The organism is Ignatzschineria larvae DSM 13226 (assembly GCF_038500265.1).
GTDB classification, from domain to species: domain Bacteria; phylum Pseudomonadota; class Gammaproteobacteria; order Cardiobacteriales; family Wohlfahrtiimonadaceae; genus Ignatzschineria; species Ignatzschineria larvae.
Map to the genome: position 1 here is coordinate 1,949,642 of NZ_CP150637.1, position 21,760 is coordinate 1,971,401.

General features: G+C 40.7%; 16 protein-coding genes and 1 tRNA gene. 7 read left to right on the top strand and 10 right to left on the bottom strand.

What is annotated here, in order from left to right:
• The first annotated feature begins 60 nt into the window (after positions 1-60).
• From xseB to WMO13_RS08070, 4 genes are all read left to right on the top strand, one after another.
• The gene (xseB, locus tag WMO13_RS08055; protein WP_034856022.1) at positions 61-264 is read left to right on the top strand and encodes an exodeoxyribonuclease VII small subunit; all 204 of its coding nucleotides are present in this window, start codon (positions 61-63) and stop codon (positions 262-264) included.
• Positions 265-289: 25 nt separating this feature from the next.
• On the top strand, positions 290-1,165 hold the full coding sequence (locus WMO13_RS08060) for a polyprenyl synthetase family protein (protein ID WP_026879354.1): 876 nt from the start codon (positions 290-292) through the stop codon (positions 1,163-1,165).
• 14 nt (positions 1,166-1,179) lie between these two features.
• A complete protein-coding gene (gene dxs, locus WMO13_RS08065; RefSeq protein WP_026879353.1) occupies positions 1,180-3,093 on the top strand; it encodes a 1-deoxy-D-xylulose-5-phosphate synthase in 1,914 nt (637 codons plus the stop codon).
• Between the two features lie 634 nt (positions 3,094-3,727).
• Positions 3,728-7,138: an autotransporter outer membrane beta-barrel domain-containing protein gene (locus tag WMO13_RS08070; protein ID WP_342386837.1), complete on the top strand. Its 3,411-nt coding sequence runs from the start codon at positions 3,728-3,730 to the stop codon at positions 7,136-7,138.
• Positions 7,139-7,347: 209 nt separating this feature from the next.
• On the opposite strand, the gene rph is transcribed toward WMO13_RS08070, so the two are convergent.
• From rph to WMO13_RS08095, 5 genes are all read right to left on the bottom strand, one after another.
• Positions 7,348-8,073 (bottom strand): ribonuclease PH, encoded by a 726-nt coding sequence (rph, locus tag WMO13_RS08075; protein WP_026879320.1) that lies wholly within the window; start codon positions 8,071-8,073, stop codon positions 7,348-7,350.
• 282 nt (positions 8,074-8,355) lie between these two features.
• Positions 8,356-8,574, bottom strand: coding sequence for a translation initiation factor IF-1 (gene infA, locus WMO13_RS08080; protein ID WP_026879321.1), 219 nt, complete (start codon positions 8,572-8,574; stop codon positions 8,356-8,358).
• 28 nt (positions 8,575-8,602) lie between these two features.
• Positions 8,603-8,679 (bottom strand) — tRNA-Pro (locus WMO13_RS08085).
• A gap of 213 nt (positions 8,680-8,892) precedes the next feature.
• Positions 8,893-10,386, bottom strand: a complete 1,494-nt coding sequence (locus WMO13_RS08090; RefSeq protein ID WP_084331520.1) for an efflux transporter outer membrane subunit — start codon at positions 10,384-10,386, stop codon at positions 8,893-8,895.
• A 186-nt stretch (positions 10,387-10,572) separates the two neighbouring features.
• Entirely contained in the window at positions 10,573-11,076 is a 504-nt protein-coding gene (locus WMO13_RS08095; RefSeq protein ID WP_026879322.1) for a C40 family peptidase, read from the bottom strand.
• A 178-nt stretch (positions 11,077-11,254) separates the two neighbouring features.
• Between WMO13_RS08095 and guaA the strand changes: the two genes are divergently transcribed.
• Positions 11,255-12,499: a glutamine-hydrolyzing GMP synthase gene (gene guaA / locus WMO13_RS08100; protein ID WP_084331521.1), complete on the top strand. Its 1,245-nt coding sequence runs from the start codon at positions 11,255-11,257 to the stop codon at positions 12,497-12,499.
• Between the two features lie 118 nt (positions 12,500-12,617).
• Here the strand turns inward: guaA and WMO13_RS08105 are convergent, their stop codons facing one another.
• On the bottom strand, positions 12,618-13,160 hold the full coding sequence (locus WMO13_RS08105) for a carboxymuconolactone decarboxylase family protein (RefSeq protein WP_084331522.1): 543 nt from the start codon (positions 13,158-13,160) through the stop codon (positions 12,618-12,620).
• 363 nt (positions 13,161-13,523) lie between these two features.
• Between WMO13_RS08105 and WMO13_RS08110 the strand changes: the two genes are divergently transcribed.
• Together WMO13_RS08110 and WMO13_RS08115 are read left to right on the top strand one after the other, a co-directional pair.
• On the top strand, positions 13,524-14,075 hold the full coding sequence (locus WMO13_RS08110) for an adenylate kinase (protein WP_026879324.1): 552 nt from the start codon (positions 13,524-13,526) through the stop codon (positions 14,073-14,075).
• Between the two features lie 421 nt (positions 14,076-14,496).
• Positions 14,497-15,198 (top strand): hypothetical protein, encoded by a 702-nt coding sequence (locus tag WMO13_RS08115; protein ID WP_026879325.1) that lies wholly within the window; start codon positions 14,497-14,499, stop codon positions 15,196-15,198.
• Between the two features lie 63 nt (positions 15,199-15,261).
• Here the strand turns inward: WMO13_RS08115 and WMO13_RS08120 are convergent, their stop codons facing one another.
• From WMO13_RS08120 to rpoC, 4 genes are all read right to left on the bottom strand, one after another.
• Positions 15,262-16,005 (bottom strand): tRNA threonylcarbamoyladenosine dehydratase, encoded by a 744-nt coding sequence (locus WMO13_RS08120; RefSeq protein ID WP_034855996.1) that lies wholly within the window; start codon positions 16,003-16,005, stop codon positions 15,262-15,264.
• Positions 16,006-16,363: 358 nt separating this feature from the next.
• Positions 16,364-16,942 (bottom strand): superoxide dismutase, encoded by a 579-nt coding sequence (locus tag WMO13_RS08125; RefSeq protein ID WP_026879327.1) that lies wholly within the window; start codon positions 16,940-16,942, stop codon positions 16,364-16,366.
• A gap of 126 nt (positions 16,943-17,068) precedes the next feature.
• Positions 17,069-17,512: a transcription antitermination factor NusB gene (gene nusB / locus WMO13_RS08130; protein ID WP_026879328.1), complete on the bottom strand. Its 444-nt coding sequence runs from the start codon at positions 17,510-17,512 to the stop codon at positions 17,069-17,071.
• Positions 17,513-17,616: 104 nt separating this feature from the next.
• Positions 17,617-21,726 (bottom strand): DNA-directed RNA polymerase subunit beta', encoded by a 4,110-nt coding sequence (gene rpoC / locus WMO13_RS08135; RefSeq protein ID WP_051396290.1) that lies wholly within the window; start codon positions 21,724-21,726, stop codon positions 17,617-17,619.
• Positions 21,727-21,760: the final 34 nt, after the last annotated feature.

Consider the following 21,760-nt stretch of genomic DNA (forward strand, 5'->3'; position numbering starts at 1 on the left):
AGCGCCTACTCAATCTAGAATATGAGATCGATATTATTAAATAATTTTAAGGATTGCTCTGTGTCTGAAAAAAACGTAGAAAATCAAAGTATTGAATCTTTATTACAAAAACTCAATGAAATTGTTGAATCGCTAGAGAGTGATGAACTTCCGCTCGAAGAATCCCTTAAACAATTTGAACAAGGCATTGCACTGACAAAAGCGTGCCAAGAGACCTTAGAAGCTTCAGAAAAACGCATCAATCAATTATTATCACAAGATTAAGCAAAAATGAAGGATTAGAAAAATAATGCCTACCGCATGGTTTAACCAACAGCTTTCGGCTTTTGAAGCAGCATTTGAGCGCTATTTAACAGCGATTCCCGCACCTGATCGTCTTACAGAAGCCATGCTCTACAGCACCTTAAATGGTGGCAAGCGTCTACGCGCACTGTTAGTCATTGCCAGCGGCGAACTTTTTAATGCACCTAAAACACCGCTTACAACCATTGCCATTGCTATTGAAATGATCCATGCATATTCTCTAATCCATGATGATCTACCGGCGATGGATGATGATGATTATCGTCGAGGGAAGCTCACCTGCCATAAAACATTTGACGAGGCAACAGCTATCCTCGCCGGAGATGCGCTCTTAACGCAGAGTTTTAATTGCTTAAGTCACATTGATGATCTTTCTGCGGCGCAAATCATTCAGCTTATCCAACTGATCAGTAACGCAAGTGGTGCAAATGGTATGGTCGGTGGCCAACTATTTGATATCGAAGCTGAAGAACGAAAAGTGTCACTTGTGGAGTTAGAGCGGATTCATCGCAATAAAACAGGGGCGCTCATTAAAGCCTCAATTCTTTCTGGGGTGATTGCCGGCGATGGTTGCCAAGATGATTATGATCGTCTCTCTATCTATGCGGACAATATTGGTCTTGCTTTTCAAATCAAAGATGACATTCTAGATGTGACCGGCACCCAAGAAGAGCTCGGTAAGAAGCCCGGTGCTGATCAGTTACATGAGAAATCAACCTATATTTCATTACTTGGTCTAGATACTTCTATCGAAAAACTTCATCAGCTTATTGCTGAAGCTATCAAGCAACTTGAGCCTTTTGGAACGAAAGCCACACCGCTCATCGACTTGGCACACTATATCCAAAAGCGTAATCACTAAGGTTAAATAACAACATGACGAATGCAACTACGTTATTACAAGAGATCGACTCTCCTGATGATCTTAAAAATCGTTCTCTGCAAGATCTGCAGACTATATCAGATGAACTCAGACAATTTCTCATCGAAAGCGTCCTCGATTCCGGCGGACATTTTGCCTCGGGATTAGGCGTTGTCGAATTATCAGTTGCGCTCAATCATGTATTTAATCCCCCTTTTGATAAAATCATCTGGGATGTTGGGCACCAAGCCTATCCCCATAAAATTCTCACAGGGCGTAAAGATCGAATTCATACTATTCGCAAAAAAGGGGGCCTTGGTCCTTTCCCTTCCATTTTTGAAAGTGAATATGATGCCTTTGGCGTTGGTCATTCATCGACGTCGATTAGTGCCGCTTTAGGGATGGCTATTGGCGCGAAACATCATCATGAAGATCGACAACTGATCGCCGTCATTGGTGATGGTGCGCTCACCGCTGGACAAGCTTTTGAGGCACTCAACCATGCCGGTGACTTAAAATCGAACATGCTAGTCATTCTCAATGATAACAATATGTCGATTTCACCTAATGTCGGAGCACTCAGTACGATGCTCACAAGAATGCTCTCAAAGCCTGCACTACAATCGATTCGTGAAGGTGGCGCTAAGATCCTTGAACACCTCCCCTTCCCGAATGCCCTTGATATTGCAAAACGTGCCGAAGCGCATGTGAAGAGTACGGTTGCAGAGCAGAGCGTAATATTTGAAGAGTTTGGCTTTCAATATTTTGGGCCGATCGATGGTCATGATCTACCAACGCTGATTACAACGCTCAAAAACCTCAAATATAAGCATGGTCCTAAGCTGCTACACATTACCACTAAAAAAGGGAAAGGGTATGCCAAAGCCGAAGCTGAACCTGTAAAATTCCATGCTGTTTCAGCTTCTAAGCCTGTGGCGAAAAATGTTCAAAATAGTAGTACAACCGATCAAACAAATGCACCGGCAGCAACTAAACCAAAACAGCTCACCTATACAGAGGTCTTCTCCCAATGGCTCTGTGATATGGCGGCTATAGATCCTAATTTGATGGCCATTACACCGGCAATGTGTGAAGGTTCTGGTTTAGTGGCATTTAGCCAACGTTATCCTCAGCGTTTCTTTGATACAGCGATTGCCGAACAACATGCTGTAACGCTCGGCGCCGGCATGGCATTAAGTGGCGTTAAACCGGTTGTAGCGATCTACTCAACATTCTTACAACGCGCTTATGATCAACTGATTCACGATGTGGCAATTCAAAATTTAGATGTCACTTTTGCTATTGATCGAGCCGGCATTGTGGGCCCTGATGGTGCAACGCATGCAGGGACATTTGATATGGCCTATCTTCGTACGATCCCCAATATGGTGATTATGGCCCCCTCAAATGAAGATGAATGTTATCAAATGCTCACAACTGCTTACCAATATAAAGGCCCGGCAGCAGTTCGTTACCCTCGTGGAAAAGGCATCGGCCGAGCAATCAAAGCAAGCATCCAAGATCAACTTCCTATTGGCAAGAGCCATCTACTACAACGTGGCGAGAAACTACTTGTCATTAATATCGGCGCATTGATTACAACATCAACCACTGTAGCTGAACACTTTAATGCCTCGCTCCTTGATCTTCGATTCGTTAAACCGCTCGATCGAGAAACCCTACTCGAACTTGCAAAAACACATCAAGGCATTATCACCATCGAAGATGGCGCGATTATGGGCGGTGCGGGTTCTGCTATTACAGAATTATTGAATGATGAAGGCTTCTATCTCCCAATCAAACATTTTGGCATCAAAGATTACTACCCACAACATGGGGAGCGAGAAGAGATTTTGGCTGATTATGGTTTGACTGCGGAAAAGATTATTAAACAAACAACACTATTCTTAGATGCGATAGCCATTTAGCGAACACCTCTTAATTACAATCTTTTTTATAGTGAGATCGGTTCAAAATAAGCTTATTAAAATGCCGGCGCATCGGTTGATAGAGGCAAGGAAACCGTTCTATCCGGCATCATGCAAGTGTTGTTTAGTACGGTTTAATGTTCTTTTAAAATCCCACACTAGCTACTTAAAACTATTTTTCTTAAACCCGATTTACTATAGTCGTCAGAATCAAGAATACACACTTCAGGCTGATCTAGATCAAAAAAATATACGTTCTTGATTTTTTCATATTTTTACATTTTGGTTTTTAAATAAAACTTTATAACTTCCTTAAATGATAACACGGCAGATACTTACATAATATCTATCATAACTACTGATTAATACTATTAAATCTTAATGGGAATCTTTAAGTAATCAAACTCAATTATCGATAGCACAGCCCTATATATTTATATTTATTGACAATTGCCCGCGGAAAACCGCAAAAAAGCCCATATCAAAAAATACCGAATTTTATAATATTACAACAATAAGTGGTACAATCCACATTAAATAGCAACACTATTTAATGTTATTAATCTCTCCTTTATGCAAAACCAAAATAACAGAGATCTTAATAAGCCAACCATATCAATAATTAGTAATTATTATGAAAAAATATTTTAAATATAGTGAATATTTCTTGGCATTATCTTCCCTACTCATTTTAAGCTCAACCTCAATCGGATGGAGTGCTTACGATCCTTATATCAATGCACCTGGAAAAGAATCAATTAACGAAACCATTGATGGCGATCAATATGTAGAAAACGGGGGGAAAGCCGTCGGAAGCGTTGTGATTAATGATGGGCACCAAGTAGTCTCTAATGACGGGACATCCCTCCGCGCTAGCTTTAATAATCAGGCAAAACAAAGTATTTACGGGGGCACAACCGCTGACAATACATTTTATAACTACTCTGAGCAAACCATCATGGGCGGAGAAGCAATTAAAAATAGCTTTGATAGCGGTTCTTGGCAACATATTAACGGTGGAAATGCCTCTGATAATACTTTTTATAACAAATCAGGCCAAACTATAAATGAAGGAGAAGCGACAAAAAATAGCTTTGACAATAACTCTTGGCAAAATATTAATGGAGGTGAGTCCTCTGACAATACTTTTTATAACAAATCAGGCCAAACTGTAAACGGGGGAGAAGCGACAAAAAATAGCTTTGACAATAACTCTTGGCAAAATATTAATGGAGGTGAATCTTCTGACAATACTTTTTATAATAAATCAGGCCAAACTATAACAAGTGGAAAAACCACTAAAAATAGTTTCGATAATGATTCCTTGCAAAATATTAAGGGGGGGGACGCCTCTGACAATACGTTCTACAATAATTCAGGTCAAATTATTACGAATGGTTTTGCAAATAACAGTCAATTTTCTACTAATTCATCTCAAGATATTATCAATGGTATAGCTACTGATAATCGATTCAATAATGCCACACAAACAATTCATGAACAAGGTATCGCTACCAATAACAATATCGATAATGAGTCTTGGCAAAATTTGGAAGGTGGAACTGCCAATGACAATATAATTACTAATAATAGTGGTCAAAATATTAATAAGGGAACCGCTGTCAATAATACCATTAGTCAAGGTTCTTGGCAGACCATATCAGATGGACTTGCCAAAAACAACACAATCCACGAGGGTTCTGGACAAAATGTCAGTGGAGGAAAAGCAGAAAATACTACTATTGGAAGCGATTCTTGGCAAGATGTACGAAGTGGCACAGCAACGGATAATAAGATTGAGGAAGGTGGCCTACAAAATGTGTTTGGCGGCATTGCTTCTAACAATAATGTATCAGGCAAGCAATTAGTCTTTGGAGGATTAGCAGATAACAATACAATTACACTTAATGCGGAACAAAATGTCAAAGCAGAAGGCACAATTAAAGATAGTAACGTTCAAGGTAAAAGCTACTTCGCCTCAGGCGCTCATTCTCAAGGGTATTTCAATATTCAACATGGCGGGCAAGTTGAAATAATCACCAACGAGACTGATACAAAGACCATCGATAATTTAACGATAGAATCAGGAGCTAGGGCTTTAATTACAAACAACACCGCCTTAGATAGCACCACTTCTTTTATAGGAATTGGAAATCTCGATAATTCAGGTGTATTAAATATAAATAATGGCTTTAGCCTTAATCTTCCGCAATACATTACGGTATCTGCTGATACATTATTCGGTCAAGGTAATATCATCATGCACACCGATATTGCAAATCATACCGGCGATTTACTTAAGGTCGGACAATTAAATTCCTCTACAAAGCAAGGGTTAGATATTCAAAATAATGGGGCTGCAAATGCAACTCGTGACGATACTCTCATCATCGTCAACACAGAATCAGGGGGAAAATCTGACCAATTTTATTTAACCCATACAGTGGAATCCGGCGGATATCAATTTTTACTACGCCAAACAAATGGAGATAAAGATTGGGAACTCTATACCCCTAATAGTAGTGAGCCTGGCGATAATCCCGGCAGTGAACCTGGCGATAATCCCGGCAGTGAACCTGGCGATAATCCCGGCAGTGAACCTGGCGACAATCCCGGCAGTGAACCTGGCGACAATCCCGGCAGTGAACCTGGCGATAATCCCGGCAATGAGCCTGGCGATAATCCCGGCAGTGAACCTGGCGATAATCCCGGCAATGAGCCTGGCGATAATCCCGGCAGTGAACCTGGCGACAATCCCGGCAGTGAACCTGGCGACAATCCCGGCAATGAGCCTGGCGATAATCCCGGCAGTGAACCTGGCGATAATCCCGGCAATGAGCCTGGCGATAATCCCGGCAGTGAACCTGGCGATAATCCCGGCAATGAGCCTGGCGATAATCCCGGCAGTGAACCTGGCGACAATCCCGGCAATGAGCCTGGCGATAATCCCGGCAGTGAACCTGGCGATAATCCCGGCAATGAGCCTGGCGATAATCCCGGCAGTGAACCTGGCGATAATCCCGGCAGTGAACCTGGCGATAATCCCGGCAGTGATGGTGAAATAACGCCGCCCAACAATAAACCACTTTATACATCTACCGCAGATGCCGCAGCCAATAGCATTATAAGCACCTATCTTGCTAACTTTGTAGATACCCAAACTTTGCTGCAACGGATGGGTGCACTGCATCAAGATTATGAATATGGCATATGGGGACGTATTTATGGAGGTAAATTAGACTCTTTTGCTGATCAAGGATTAGATAGCTTTGATATGAAGTACTATTCTCTGCAAATTGGAGCGGATCATAAGTGGCATTTTGAGAATTCGCGCCTCTATTTAGGCATAGCAGCAAGTTACCTGCAAGCAGATCAAGATTTTGATAAACGTTCAAACTATTTAGATAATAGTGAAATTCAATATCGTAGTCAGAAAGGTTCTGGTCACTTAAAAAACTACAACTTTTATATTTATGCCACTTATATCAATGATCATAACTTCTATGTTGATACCCTTTTTAAGGCTGGGAGAATGAAAAGTCAATTTGATGTACGCGATAGCGCTAATACCCTTGTTAAGGGGAAAATGTCTCTGAATCTATTCTCTTTATCTGCAGAAATTGGACAACGCTTCTACTTTAATGAGGATCGTACAGGATGGTATATCACACCACAGGCACAATTTACCTATACAAAGTTTGGTAGCGGTACATTCCATGCAACCAATGGCCTCAATATCAAAGTAAATCGTAGAGAATCTCAATTAGGTCGACTAGGTACTGAAATTGGGTATCAATTAGATTCGAATAATATTACCAACCTCTATTTCAGAGGATCTTATCTCAAAGAGTTTTCCGATGATGGGCAATTTTATTTGAATAATAGTCGGGAGAAATACTCAATGAAAGGTCATTGGTGGCGTTATGAGTTAGGGGCAACTCGGCAATTCAACAAACGTGCCCATGGTTACCTTAATCTGAACTATAGTACAGGGCAACGATTTGATCAGAAACAGATCGAGTTTGGATATCGACATGAGTTTTAATCTCCTCTAACTCTCTCGTTAGAAATTGGAACTCAAACTCATATAGTCAGATTGGTATTTAAATAAACTTGTTTGAACGCCGGCACATCGACTGTAAGAAGCGAAGCATCTATTCTAAATATTATCGTGGCTACAATAAAACCGCCTTTCCTTGATTGAAAGGCGGTTTTCATAAACCATAATCTATGAAAAATCTATTATCGATATTCTTATTGAATCTCAGCTGCTAACACCGCAATTTGCGCTTCTGTAATCTGCTTGATTCCCTTTTCTGCTAAATCAAGCATTGCCATCAATTCTTCTTTAGCAAAAGGGGCTTGCTCTGCCGTTGCTTGAATTTCGATGAGCTTACCATCACTCGCCATAATGACATTCATATCGGTATCAGCTTGGCTATCTTCTGCATAATCAAGATCTAATACCGGTGTTCCTTGATAAACGCCGACAGAGATTGCCGCAATTTGTGCAACTAGCGGCGTTTTATCCAGAAGCCCTGATTCAACCAACTGATGAAGCGCTAAAACTAAAGCGATATAGCCTCCTGAAATAGCCGCTGTTCTCGTACCGCCATCGGCTTGTAAGACATCACAATCAATCGTAATTGTACGCTCACCTAATAACTCAAGATTGACAGCAGCCCGTAGAGAACGCCCAATTAAACGTTGTATCTCTAAAGTACGACCGCTCTGTTTGCCTTTTGCAGCCTCCCGTTGTGAACGCGTATGCGTTGATCCTGGTAACATACCATATTCTGCCGTAATCCATCCCTTCCCTTCACCACGCAAGAAGCCGGGGACTCGCTCCTCAACACTTGCGGTACAGAGGACTTTAGTGTTACCAAAAACTGCGAGTACTGACCCTGCAGCATGCATTGTGAAGTTAGGAATAAATTGCAAACTTCTCATTTCATCGGGTTTTCTATTAGATGGGCGCATCAATCTTCTCTCTCTTTTTTGGATGTTATGGATTTAAATCTTTTAGATAGTAACAGTCAAATAACAAAAACGCCCGTCTACTAAAACGGGCGTCGATGTTTACACATAACGTGTAATGAATACATTAGTGAATAACTATCGGGTATCAGATTAAGCTAGATTAAACAAATAAGCTACAATAATAAAGCTTATAAACCTACATATTCGACTTATTAATATCAATGACTTTTAAACTTATTCATTATAGTCTACTAATTAAAGAGGCATTACCCCTCTGTTGACTTATTTACCACGATAAACAATTCGACCTTTGGTCAAATCATAAGGAGTGAGCTCCACTTTCACTCTATCTCCCATTAAAATGCGAATATAATTTTTACGCATTTTCCCAGAAATATGCGCTGTAATAACGTGACCGTTATCTAACTCTACTCTAAATTGTGTATAAGGAAGGGTTTCTGTAACCGTTCCTTCCATTTCAATATGATCTTCTTTTGACATAGAACTCTTCAAATAACGATAAATATGTTGGTCGGGACAGCAGGATTTGAACCTGCGACCCCTTGCACCCCATGCAAGTGCGCTACCAGGCTGCGCCATGCCCCGACAAAATGAGGGTTAAATAGTAGCAAATAAAAAGCAAAATGGCAAGCAATTAACCGCTATCCTACCATTTTGCCTATATTAGGCAAGCGCCTATTTTTCAATCTGAAATAGAAAATCGTCCCTTTTTTGTAACGAATAAGAGAACTGTCCTTATTCACCAAAAGATCGACTTTTTACTCCGACTGTTCAATGACGCTTGTCAATCAATTCTACTTACTGTTCTTGTGTACGAACTTCGACTTTAACGCCATTAATATGTGCAATTGAGCTATCTGCTTGTACAGCATTACTCTCAGGCACTTTAACTTCAGCACCGCCACCTAACGCCGCATAGAGCATCACATCATTGATATGTTTATCAAAGTAGGTAGTCAGTAATGCTTGACGTGAGCTGAAGAGCGTTCTCTGTGCATCTAAGACATCAAGATAACTTGCAATCCCATTCGTGTAGAGTAGATTCGCTAAACGTAACTGCTCTGATGTTGTCGCCACTAAGTTTTGTTGTGCCCGTAATTGATCTGCAAGTGGTTGTTTAGAGACTAGCGCATCAGCAACTTCTTGGAAGGCTGTTTGAATCGCTTTCTCATAAGAAACGACAGCCATATTCTTACGAACATAAGAGAGATCTAAATTCTGCTGAATTTTACCCCAGTTAAAGATCGGGATAGAGATTGTTGGGTTAAATGACCAACCGCTGTGGCCACCCTTAAAGAGATCAGAGAGATCTTCAGAGGCTCTATTTAAAGTCGTTGTGAGACTAATACTTGGGAAGAATGCCGCACGGGCAGCCCCAATATTCGCATTCGCGGCCAATAGATTATATTCCGCTTCCATAACATCAGGACGCACCAGTAAGACTTGTGAAGGTAGACCTACCGGAAGATTCTCTACAAATTGATTTGTTCTAAGCGATAAGCCTTTCGGAAGATCTGTCGCCACGGTTCCGACTAAAGTATAGAGTGCATTTCGTGCTTTACCTAATTGCCCTTCAATATTCGCAACTTGTGCCTGCGCCGAGAAGACCTGCCCTTTTGCTTGAGCCAAATCAAGGTCATTCGCGATACCTGCATTAACCTGTTGCTGTACTAACGCATAAGAGGCACGATTTGAATTCAATGTCTCTTTCGCAACACGAAGCTGCTCTTGTGCTAATACTTCTGTTAAGTAAGCTCGTGCAACCCCTGAGATCAGTGAAATACGCGCCGCTTTTTGCCCCTCTTCAGATGCAAGATAACTTGCAAAAGCTGCATCGCTCATCGATTTTGCTTTACCGAAGAAATCAAGCTCGAAGCTACTCACACCGAAGTTAAGTGCTGAAGATTCAGAAATTGATGACTTTCCAGGAGCTGTATTAGAACTCCCAGCATCTCTACGGTTATAACTTCCGCCCGCGTTCACGCCGGGTAAACGTTCAGAGATAGAGATCCCATAAGAGATTCTCGCCGCTTCCATATTCAAAGTTGCAAGTTTGAGGTCTTTGTTATTCTCTAAAGCGAGGCTTATTAACGCTTTTAAACGTGGATCTTTAAAATATTGCTCCCAAGAGATTTCATAGGCAAACTTCTGCTCAGCAAGGCTTCCTGCCTGAACCTTTGATGCCGCCGGGAAAGTATCAATCACCGGTAGTGCCGGACGGTCATATTCAGGGGCTAATGAACACGCCGCAAGAATAAATGGGGCGCTAATATATAACAGGTTTTTTTTCATAATACGTGGTCAACCTCTAAGGTATTTTGCAATCATTGACTATTGTAACGGTTTAATTAATAGCTTAATCAAACTTAGTTAAGAATCCCAGTCAAACATTTTGACACATTTTTAATGTGAATAAATTTATAAAATTCACTTACTTGTGGCTGTATTGTAACAATCGACAACAATGTTGTCATTATTTTAAATTTTGCCAAACCCATAAAAATGTTTTTGCCAATATGGGGTATCAAAACGGGTGATTTCTACGCGTTTACCAGGACGTGGCGCATGAATCATCTGATTATCACCGATATAAATTCCCGCATGAGAGATACGATTCCCTTTAATTTTGAAGAATACGAGATCTCCTGGCTCAGGCGTTGCTGTTTTAGGTAAAAATTGATATTGCGAACGGGTATCTCTTGGGATTTTAATCCCGACTTTCTGATAAGCATATTGAATTAAACCACTGCAATCGAACCCTCGTCCTGGCTGCGCTCCCCCAAAACGATAAGGTGTCCCAACCTGCTCTTTTGCATAGGAAATTGCAGCATTCTTAATGCTCGAGAAATCTGAAAATATACTAGGTCTATGATCGGCCACTGCCATACTAGACAAACCAAACGCTGAAAACAACGAAAGTGCAAGAATTATTATTACTTTTTTTACTTTCACTCTAACATTTGAATGTAAATATTGTGCCATCTTATCTCCACAAGGCAATTCATTGATATGAATATTACTGATAATTTTATCCCCAATAGCCCTATTATAAAGAGCGCTATTTGCACGACAAATAGAGTGTATGATCACGCTATTTGTGATAGTTTAGTTCAGTTTCCGACTGTTCATCTCCATTATAAGATAAAGGATCACATTACAGATGACTGAAAAAATCAAAAATAATGTCTTAATTGTACACAGAAATCCGCAAGATGCTCAAAAAATTGCAAATTATCTGCATGAAGATCATTATAGCTACGATATTATCGAGCCCCAAGATTTACACCTCTACTTTCAACAAGATTCAGCATCAGTAATCTTTACTGACGACAGTGATGCTATCGCACCTGCTATTTCAGATGCGGGCATCTGTTTAACCGTTTTTGAGGTCAGTCAGCACTACACAAAAGCCTCATTAATACAAAAATTACAAAGCCTTGATATTAAAAGAGACTGGGATATCCCTGCTTTTATCGAACACCATACAAAAGCGATTCAAAATAGCGTTGGTCAAGATGAAGTGATTTTAGGACTCTCCGGTGGCGTTGATTCATCAGTCGTTGCAGCGCTCATTCATCAAGCGATCGGCACACAACTTACCTGCGTATTTGTGGACACTGGATTACTTCGTCTTAATGAGGGCGATAAGGTAATGCAGACTTTTGCAGATCATATGGGCATTAAAGTGATTCGTGTAGATGCCGAGGCACGCTTTTTAGAGGCACTTAAAGGTGTTGCTGATCCCGAACAGAAGCGGAAGATTATTGGCGAACTTTTCGTGAAGATTTTCGAAGAAGAGGCACATAAATTACCCCAAGCAAAATGGCTTGCTCAGGGCACAATTTATCCTGATATTTTAGAATCTCTCAACACTAAAGATGGCGTTGCCGTCAAATCGCACCATAATGTGGGCGGATTACCGAAAGAGATGAATCTTAAATTGCTAGAACCGATTAGCTCTCTCTTTAAAGATGAGGTTCGTAAACTCGGGGTTGCACTTGGACTACCGGAATCAATGGTTTATCGCCACCCATTCCCAGGGCCGGGTTTAGGCGTGCGGATTTTAGGGGAGATCAAAAAAGAGTATGCAGATATTCTACGCCTTGCCGATGATATCTTCATTGAAGAACTGATCAAAGCGGATCTCTATCATAAAGTCTCCCAAGCTTTTGCAGTTTTTGTTCCTGTGAAATCTGTGGGCGTTGTCGATGAAAAACGGGTCTATGATTATGTGATTGCACTACGCGCTATTGAAACCGTAGACTTTATGAGCGCTCGCGCGGCACATCTTCCTTGGGATTTTATTGAAATGGTCTCTAATAGAATCATTCGAGAAGTCAATGGTGTCTCTCGTGTCACTTATGATGTCTCTAATAAACCACCTGCCACCATTGAGTGGGAATAATTTACTATCCCTATCATCGGCGATCAATAATTTAAAATAAAAGATCTAAGATAAAAGAAGAGCCCATAACAGCTACAGTGACGGGCTCTTTGCTATTGTGGATTGTATTCTTACAATTTTACACTAATGGCACTTCAGGGAAATCGATCTTAGGATCAACGACATTATTGAGCCAATTCGTAAAGCTATTGAGCGCCGTTAATAAGGTCAATTGCACAATATCAGCTTCTGTAAAGCCTTCCGCTTTGGCACGCGCTAATAATGCTTGATCTAACTTACCATGATTTTTAAGTACCGCTAGCGCGATATCAATAATCACCTGTTCCCGCGAATCTTTTGCTCGCCCATATTGCGCTTCTCGGCACTCTTCTTCATTCATACCAGCCATTCTCTTAGCGGAAAAGGTGTGAGCACTCACACAATAGTGGCAACCATTATAATTCGCGACCGCTAAAGCAAGCATCTCTTGATCACGCTTAGAGAATTTTGATTGCTCAAGTTTTGCTTGCAATGCCATAAAGGCTTCTAAACTGACACCATCAATACCTAAAGCACCGAAGAAATTTGGTAACATTCCAAATTTCCCCTGAAGTTGAGTCAAAATAGGTTTCGCTTTTTCATCGGCATTATCAGGGGTTGCTAAGTTAAATGTGTACATCATATTTTCCTCTTAAAAATTAGTTTCACTAGATGGATGTTTGTTTTCCATTCGTTATTTTCCAGTAGCAAGTTCTTGAAGCCAGATTTCCGATCCCTACTTACTTTCATTAACAACTATCATAACAATAATATTTAAAATTACAATATATAATTTAATATATCGTATAAGGCTTTGATTTCCTTTATCACACCCTATCCTGATGATGAATCCTGTAATACGTCTCTACTTCCTAAAAAGAATCTATAAATAGTCCACTTTATGACCATAACGGATTTGAGCGTCACTTCATAAATGTGTATGATAAAAGAGTCATTAAGCCATCTCGTAGAGGTGGATATTTATAACTTAAGGAGAGAATCATTTATGCGTATTGTCCTGCTTGGCGCACCGGGATCTGGAAAAGGAACTCAGGCTGAAAATATTGTTAAAAAATTTGGTATTACCCATCTATCAACAGGTGATATGCTTCGTGCCGAAGTCAGTGCAGGTACGCCGCTAGGTTTAGAAGCAAAAAAAATCATGGATGAGGGTAAATTAGTCTCTGATGAGATCGTTTTAGGAATGGTTAAAAATCATATTCTTAAAGCTGAAAATGGTTTTTTACTCGATGGTTTTCCAAGAAATATTAATCAAGCAGAGCAACTCGATGCTTTACTTGATGAGATCAATATGCCGATTGAGAAAGTCATCTATTTTGATGTCCCTTTTGAAGTCATCAAAGAGCGTCTACAATCTCGTGGCCGTTCTGATGATAATGAAGAGACAATTCTTAAACGCCGTAAAGTGTTCGAAGATGAGACATTCCCATTAGTGGACTATTTCACCATTCAAGGAAAACTCAAAACAATCAATGGTTATGGCGATATTAATGAGATTAGCGAAGAGATCTTTAAAACAATCGATCCTTCTCTCTAATGGCTTCGCGCTAATCTAATTGCAAGCTTTAACGTAGATTTCAGAAAAGAAACTTTGCGATTGAAAGCAGAAAAGGCTACGATTTTAGGTAGCCTTTTCTTTTATCACCGCTCAACCATTTCCAATCATTTTAGTGTATTGACATATTCACTTTTATGGTAATTTGGTTTAAAAAAATAGTTTTAAGTAGCTCGTGTAGGATTTTAAAAGAACATCAAACCTGACTCACCAACACTTGCAAGATGCCGGATAGAACGGCTTCCTTGCCTCGATCAACCGATGCGCCGGCATTTGAATAATGCTTATTTTGGACCGATCTTACTATAAATACTATTTTTAAATATTATTGAATGAATGATAATGATCTATTTCTTATTCTACTTCTTATTCTACTCGACCTATAACTCAAGGATTGATCCCAATGAAACGTAGTCTCTCTATCTTAGGCGTTGTGATCTTTATTGCTATTTTTGCCTATTTCGCCCAACCGCTCTTTATGCCACCGGCACAATCTGATCGGCAAACAGAACCCTTTTGGGTGATCGAAACTACGCCGAACTCTCTCACCGTATTCGATCTAACACTCAATCAATCCTCCCTAAGAGATCTCATTGATGTATTAGGAAATCGTCTTGATCTCTCGGTTTTTGAGCAAAATGGCGAATATCAGTTAGAAGGCTATATTCGAGAAACATTTGTAGGGGGATTGACTGCACGTATTCCCTTTACACTACAAGCATCTCAATCAGAATTGAAAGCGCTCACCGATCCTTTAACGCCGAGTAAAAAATCACTCTCAACACATCGAATTTATGAGATCTCTGAAGATCAGCATCCACAATTTTATGATCATATCGTCCAAAGCCTCTCTTTTATTCCCATTGCGGTAACATTGGATGAAGCAGTCATTCTCGGGAGATTTGGTGCTCACCCACTCAAACTACAAGAAGCCAATAATGGTATCATCCATTATCTCTATCCTGAAAAAGGTGTGGATATTCTGTTAGACCCTAAAGGAGAAGCGCGCGCCGTGGTTCAATATTCAACACCAGATCAATTTCAAACGAAAGTCATTGACCCTCTTTATGAAAATGGTGCAACACAACTGCCGGTAACACAATAATGAAACGGCGACCTAAACGTCATGTAATATAGCCATTACGAGCCATAACAGTATTGCCACCTTCTAGCCCTTCACAACCCTATTAATCACATAATTGGCGGCTAACAAGCCCATTGTAGCGGTTACAGCGACTGATGAACCATAACCTTGACAGCTTAAGCCGCCACTTGAATTCTTCACCGGTGCACGGTTTTCTCGGCTAAAAACAATAGGGATACCACTTTTTTCTGTATGACCAGGAAAACCATACTCTTTACGTAAAATCGCTTTCAAACGCGCGCATAAGGGATCGTGGAATGTGGCATTGAGATCATCCACCAGAAGCTGTGCGGCATCTTGCTTACCGCCGGCAGCACCGGTGGTAATGATTCGATACTTCTCACGTTTTGCAAATGCAATCAGAGCGGCTTTGACTTTCACTTGATCCATCGCATCAATAATCCAGTAGTTTTCTCTCGGCGCTGCTAAATACCCCTTAAGGTTATCCACTGTTAAAAAATCTTCGATGATATTCACCTGACAGCGATCATTAATCTCAGCAATGCGCCGGGCCATCTCTTCTACTTTTGGGGCGCCAATCGTACTGCTTAGTGCATGAATTTGCCGATTAATATTACTCTCTGCAATATTATCTAGATCAATCAAGGTCAATTGCCCTATTGCGCTACGCGCTAAGGCTTCTACCGCCCATGAACCCACGCCACCAATACCGATTACAACCACGTGTGTTGCGGCTAAGCGTGCTAATCCTTCCGCACCATATAACCGCTCTAAAGTTGAAAATCGTCGATCATAATCCTGTTTCACACTACCCTCTTTTATCTATAGTATATAGGTTTAAAATAAGCTTACTTAAATGCCGGCGCATCTGTTGATCGAGGCAAGGAAGCTATTCTATCCGGCATCTTGCAAGCGTTATTTAGTACGGTTTTATGTTCTTTTAAAATCCTATACTAGCTGCTTAAAAACTACTTTTCTTAAACCAAATTCACTATATAATGAATCCTATCTATTTTCTAAGAATCTTAACATATCGATGAGATATCGATCAGCTTCTCAGAAAGCTTTCGAATAAAAAAGAGATGCCACCAGTGCATCTCTTCTCTATTAATATTTTTGATACTGAAACATATTCGGATATTCGAATATACCGGTCCGTTTGAAATTAACCTAAACGCTCGTTTACTTTATCCCAGTTTACTAACGCCCAGAAGTTCTCTAAGTAGTTAGGACGGCTGTTACGGTAATCAATATAGTATGCGTGTTCCCATACGTCACAAGTCAATAATGGTGTCTGACCTGCTGTTAATGGTGTTGCGGCATTAGAAGTTGAAACAAGTTCAATAGAACCGTCTGCATTTTTCACAAGCCATGCCCAACCTGAACCGAAAGTACCGATTGCACATTTATCAAATGCTTTTTGGAACTCTTCAAAAGAACCCCATTTTTTATTGATCTCTTCTGCAATTTTACCCGTCGCTGCACCGCCACCTTGTGGTTTTAGTGATTCCCAGTAGAAAGTATGATTCCATACTTGCGCCGCATTATTAAACATCGGGCCTGAAGCTTTTAAAATAATCTCTTCAAGTGATGCATTCGCAAACTCAGTACCTTCAATAAGGGTATTCAATGTATTCACATAAGTTTGGTGATGTTTACCGTAATGGTACTCTAAAGTCTCTTTAGAGATATGAGGTGCAAGTGCATCCATCGCATAAGGTAATTTTGGTAATTCAAATGACATAATACTTCCTCCTGTCAAATTTAAATAAAATCGTTGTGACCCATTAATTTTAGGCTTTATTCTGACCTAACACAAGTTATCATGACTTTTCTTTCAAAAAAAACGCCATCCTACTCATTTCAATGATTATTTTACATTCTCAGATTGACGACTTGTGATTGTTTTCGCAAGTTTGTCTAAAACACCATTAATGTAACGATGGCTTCCCTCCGCGCCAAATTGTTTTGCTAATTCAACCGCTTCATTAATCACAGATTTATAAGGAATGTCTAGTTGATTCTCTAACTCATAAGCCCCTAACCATAAAATAGAACGCTCGATAGGGTCGACACTCTCGATATCACGATCTAACAAAGGATTAAGGAGTTGATTGAGTTCTGTTCGATTTTGTGTAATCCCTTGTAATGTTTCATGAAAATACTCACTATTCGCTTCAGAAAACTTAGGATTATCAGCAAGATTCGCACTAATCTCACTCAAAGAGTTTTGGGCAATTTGCCATTGATAAAGCGCTTGAATTAAGAAAAATCGAGCAGATTTACGAGACTCGATTAATTTACGTTTTGACATAGACACGTCTATTATCCTCTTGATATTGAAATAAGAAAGCGCCCCATTAAAGGAGCGCCTACTCTTTTAAGTTAGAAGTAATCTTAAAAAGCTTTTAAAGATTACTACTTAGCAGCATTACGACGCTCTTCATGATAGATCAAGCCCGTACCTGCAGGAATTAAGCGTCCCACAATAACATTCTCTTTCAAGCCACGAAGGTGATCTTTCAAGCCTTTAATCGAAGCATCTGTCAAGACACGAGTTGTCTCTTGGAACGATGCCGCCGAGATGAAGCTATCTGTCGCTAATGATGCTTTAGTAATACCAAGAAGAACAGGGCGATATGTCGCAGGAATCTTACCCTCTGCTTCTAAACGCTCATTCTCTTCAAGTACTGCAACATATTCAGCTTGCTCACCTTTGATGAAGGTACTGTCATTTGATTCAAGAATCTCAACCTTACGAAGCATCTGACGAATGATCACTTCGATATGTTTATCAGAGATTTTTACCCCTTGTAGACGGTAAACATCTTGGATCTCTTTCACAAGATAAGCCGCAAGTTCTTTCACGCCTAAAAGACGAAGAATATCATGCGCACTTAACTCACCATCCACAATGATTTCACCTTTCTCAACTGATTCACCTTCGAATACGTTGACATGACGCCATTTTGGAATCAACTCTTCATGCGCATTGCCCGCTGAATCCGTAATGATCAAGCGTTGCTTACTCATCGTTTCTCGTCCAAAGCTCACGATACCGCTCTGCTCTGCAAGAATTGCCGCTTCTTTAGGACGACGCGCTTCAAATAAGTCCGCAACCCGTGGAAGACCCCCGGTAATATCACGTGTTTTAGATGATTCTTGTGGAATACGTGCAAGAGGGTCACCTACAGTTACTTGATCCCCATCGTTCAAGTTCAAGATCGCCCCGACTGGTAATGTGTACATTGCAGTCACATCTGTACCCGGAATATTAAGCTCATTACCGGCTTCATCAACAACATAGATCGAAGGACGTTTACCGCCAGCATTCCGTTGTTTAGAATCAAGTACGATCAAGTTAGAAAGACCTGTAACATCATCTGTTTGTTTCTGAATATTGATATTCTCTTCAAAATCCACAAACTTCACATAACCGGTTACTTCAACGATAACAGGGATAGTATGTGGATCCCATGTTGCAACGATATCGCCTACATCTACACTACCGCCCTCATCCACAACGATCACCGCACCGTAAGGTACTTTATAACGTTCACGGTTACGACCAAATTCATCCATGATGATCAATTCGCCCGAACGAGAGGTAGATACTAAATTGTTATCTTTGTTACGAACTGTTTTCACACGAACAAGCTTCAATGTACCTTTTGTTTTAACCTGTACATTTGAAACAGCTGCCGAACCTGATGCCGCCCCCCCGATATGGAAGGTACGCATCGTTAACTGTGTTCCTGGTTCCCCAATCGATTGTGCTGCAATAACGCCCACGGACTCGCCTGGATTGACAAGATGACCACGACCAAGATCGCGACCATAACATTTTGCACAAAGGCCATGACGATTCTTACAAGTAATTGGTGAACGGGCTAATAACTCATCCACACCCTTCTCATCAAGAAGATCAACTGCAGCTTCATCTAATAAAGTACCGGCTTCAAATAAGACTTCATCCGAACCTGGAACATAGACATCTTCAGCAACTACAAGCCCTAACACACGAGCGCGTAATGGCTCAACGATATCCCCACCTTCAACGATAGGTGTCATTAAGAGACCATCGCGTGTACCGCAATCTTCATTCACAATCACAAGATCCTGCGCAACGTCAACAAGACGACGCGTTAAGTAACCTGAGTTTGCTGTTTTAAGTGCCGTATCCGCAAGACCTTTACGAGCACCATGGGTTGATACGAAGTACTGAAGAACGTCAAGACCTTCACGGAAGTTTGCAGTAATCGGTGTTTCGATGATTGAACCATCTGGTTTCGCCATCAGACCACGCATCCCTGCAAGCTGACGAATCTGAGCCGCACTACCCCGCGCCCCTGAATCGGCCATCATAAAGATCGAGTTAAATGAAGTCTGCTCAACTTTTTTACCTGTTTTCGCATCGATGACTTCATCTTTACCGAGGTTGCTCATCATTGTTTTTGCAACTTCTTCATTGGTACGAGACCAAATATCGATGACCTTATTGTAACGCTCACCGTTCGTGACCAAACCTTGTGAATATTGATGCTGAACTTCTTTAACTTCTGCTTCTGCACGCTCAATAATCGCTTGTTTTTGTGGTGGGATCACCATATCTTCATAACCCACTGAAGAGCCTGAACGCATCGCATAATAGAAGCCGGTATACATCAATTTATCGGCAAAGATTACCGTATCTTTAAGACCTAAACGACGATAACAGGTATTAATCAGGTTAGAGATCTCACGCTTGGTTAATACTTTATCAATTACGGAGAAGGGTAAGCCTACAGGTAGAAGATCCGTCAAAATCACACGTCCAACAGTTGAATCTACACGACGATAAGTTTCACCCTCTTTCGCATCTTCAAACATCACGATTGGAAGACGGACAGAGATTTTTGCATGCACGTCAAGTTCTTTAAGGGCATATGCTCTATGAACTTCAGCAGTATCTGCAAAAACACGACCTTCACCTTTCGCATTTAAACGCTCACGGGTCATATAGTAAAGACCTAATACAACGTCCTGAGAAGGTACGATGATTGGCTCACCATTAGCAGGTGACAAAATGTTGTTCGAAGACATCATTAATGCACGCGCTTCAAGCTGTGACTCGATTGATAATGGTACGTGAACCGCCATCTGGTCACCATCGAAGTCGGCGTTGAATGCGGTACAAACGAGCGGATGCAACTGAATCGCTTTACCTTCGATGAGTACAGGTTCAAATGCCTGAATCCCTAATCTATGCAAGGTTGGCGCACGGTTAAGTAAAATTGGGTGCTCAGTAATAACATGCTCTAAGATATCCCATACTTCCGGCACTTCACGCTCAACCATTCGTTTTGCAGCTTTAATCGTTGTTGCAATACCACGTTGAATTAATTGTGAGAAGATAAATGGTTTAAAGAGCTCAAGCGCCATCTGTTTGGGTAGACCACACTGATGTAGACGAAGTGTCGGTCCCACCACGATTACAGAACGACCGGAATAGTCCACACGCTTACCAAGAAGGTTTTGACGGAAACGACCTTGCTTCCCTTTGATCATATCCGCAAGTGATTTCAATGGACGCTTATTAGCCCCTGAAATCGCACGACCACGACGACCATTATCTAGTAAGGAGTCCACAGATTCTTGAAGCATACGCTTCTCATTACGTACAATAATATCCGGCGCTTCTAATTCAAGAAGACGTTGTAGACGGTTATTACGGTTAATAACACGACGATAAAGATCATTCAAATCTGACGTCGCAAAACGGCCACCGTCAAGTGGTACTAATGGACGTAAATCTGGTGGTAATACAGGTAAATTTGTTAAGATCATCCACTCAGGTTTATTGCCTGATGCGATAAATGATTCTACTAATTTAAGGCGGTTAGAAAGACGCTTAAATTTAGTCTCTGAACGGGTTTCTTGTAATTCTTCTCGTAATTTTGATGCTTCTTCTTCAAGATCAATCGCCTTTAAGAGCTCAAGAATTGCTTCAGCTCCCATACGTGCATCAAACTCATCACCGTACTCTTCAATTGCATCGAGGAATTCTTCATCGGTTAATACTTGACCATGTTCAAACGGTGTTAAGCCTGGTTCAATCACTACAAATGATTCAAAGTAGAGGATCTTCTCGATATCACGAAGTGTCATATCCAACAAAAGACCGATACGACTTGGTAGTGATTTGAGATACCAAATATGCGCAACAGGGGAAGCTAGACTAATATGCCCCATACGCTCACGACGAACATTTGAAAGCGTGACTTCAACGCCACACTTTTCACATACAACACCGCGGTGTTTTAGGCGCTTATATTTACCACATAAGCACTCATAATCTTTCACAGGTCCGAAAATTTTGGCACAAAAAAGTCCATCACGCTCTGGTTTAAAGGTACGATAATTGATCGTCTCTGGCTTTTTAACTTCACCATAAGACCAGCTAAGAATCTTCTCAGGGGAGGCAAGACCAATCTTAATTGCGTCAAAACCACCTTTATCTTCATTCTTAAATAAATTTAATAAGTTCATTCGTTATCTTCCAATCTATATTTAAAGAAATGTC

Bases quoted from the DNA above. Each gene is read 5' to 3' on its own strand.
- WMO13_RS08060 (WP_026879354.1), top strand. From the start codon at position 290: ATGCCTACCGCATGGTTTAACCAACAGCTTTCGGCTTTTGAAGCAGCA.
- dxs (WP_026879353.1), top strand. From the start codon at position 1,180: ATGACGAATGCAACTACGTTATTACAAGAGATCGACTCTCCTGATGAT.
- WMO13_RS08070 (WP_342386837.1), top strand. From the start codon at position 3,728: ATGAAAAAATATTTTAAATATAGTGAATATTTCTTGGCATTATCTTCC.
- rph (WP_026879320.1), bottom strand. From the start codon at position 8,073: ATGCGCCCATCTAATAGAAAACCCGATGAAATGAGAAGTTTGCAATTT.
- infA (WP_026879321.1), bottom strand. From the start codon at position 8,574: ATGTCAAAAGAAGATCATATTGAAATGGAAGGAACGGTTACAGAAACC.
- WMO13_RS08090 (WP_084331520.1), bottom strand. From the start codon at position 10,386: ATGAAAAAAAACCTGTTATATATTAGCGCCCCATTTATTCTTGCGGCG.
- WMO13_RS08095 (WP_026879322.1), bottom strand. From the start codon at position 11,076: ATGGCACAATATTTACATTCAAATGTTAGAGTGAAAGTAAAAAAAGTA.
- guaA (WP_084331521.1), top strand. From the start codon at position 11,255: ATGACTGAAAAAATCAAAAATAATGTCTTAATTGTACACAGAAATCCG.
- WMO13_RS08105 (WP_084331522.1), bottom strand. From the start codon at position 13,160: ATGATGTACACATTTAACTTAGCAACCCCTGATAATGCCGATGAAAAA.
- WMO13_RS08110 (WP_026879324.1), top strand. From the start codon at position 13,524: ATGCGTATTGTCCTGCTTGGCGCACCGGGATCTGGAAAAGGAACTCAG.
- WMO13_RS08115 (WP_026879325.1), top strand. From the start codon at position 14,497: ATGAAACGTAGTCTCTCTATCTTAGGCGTTGTGATCTTTATTGCTATT.
- WMO13_RS08125 (WP_026879327.1), bottom strand. From the start codon at position 16,942: ATGTCATTTGAATTACCAAAATTACCTTATGCGATGGATGCACTTGCA.
- nusB (WP_026879328.1), bottom strand. From the start codon at position 17,512: ATGTCAAAACGTAAATTAATCGAGTCTCGTAAATCTGCTCGATTTTTC.
- rpoC (WP_051396290.1), bottom strand. From the start codon at position 21,726: ATGAACTTATTAAATTTATTTAAGAATGAAGATAAAGGTGGTTTTGAC.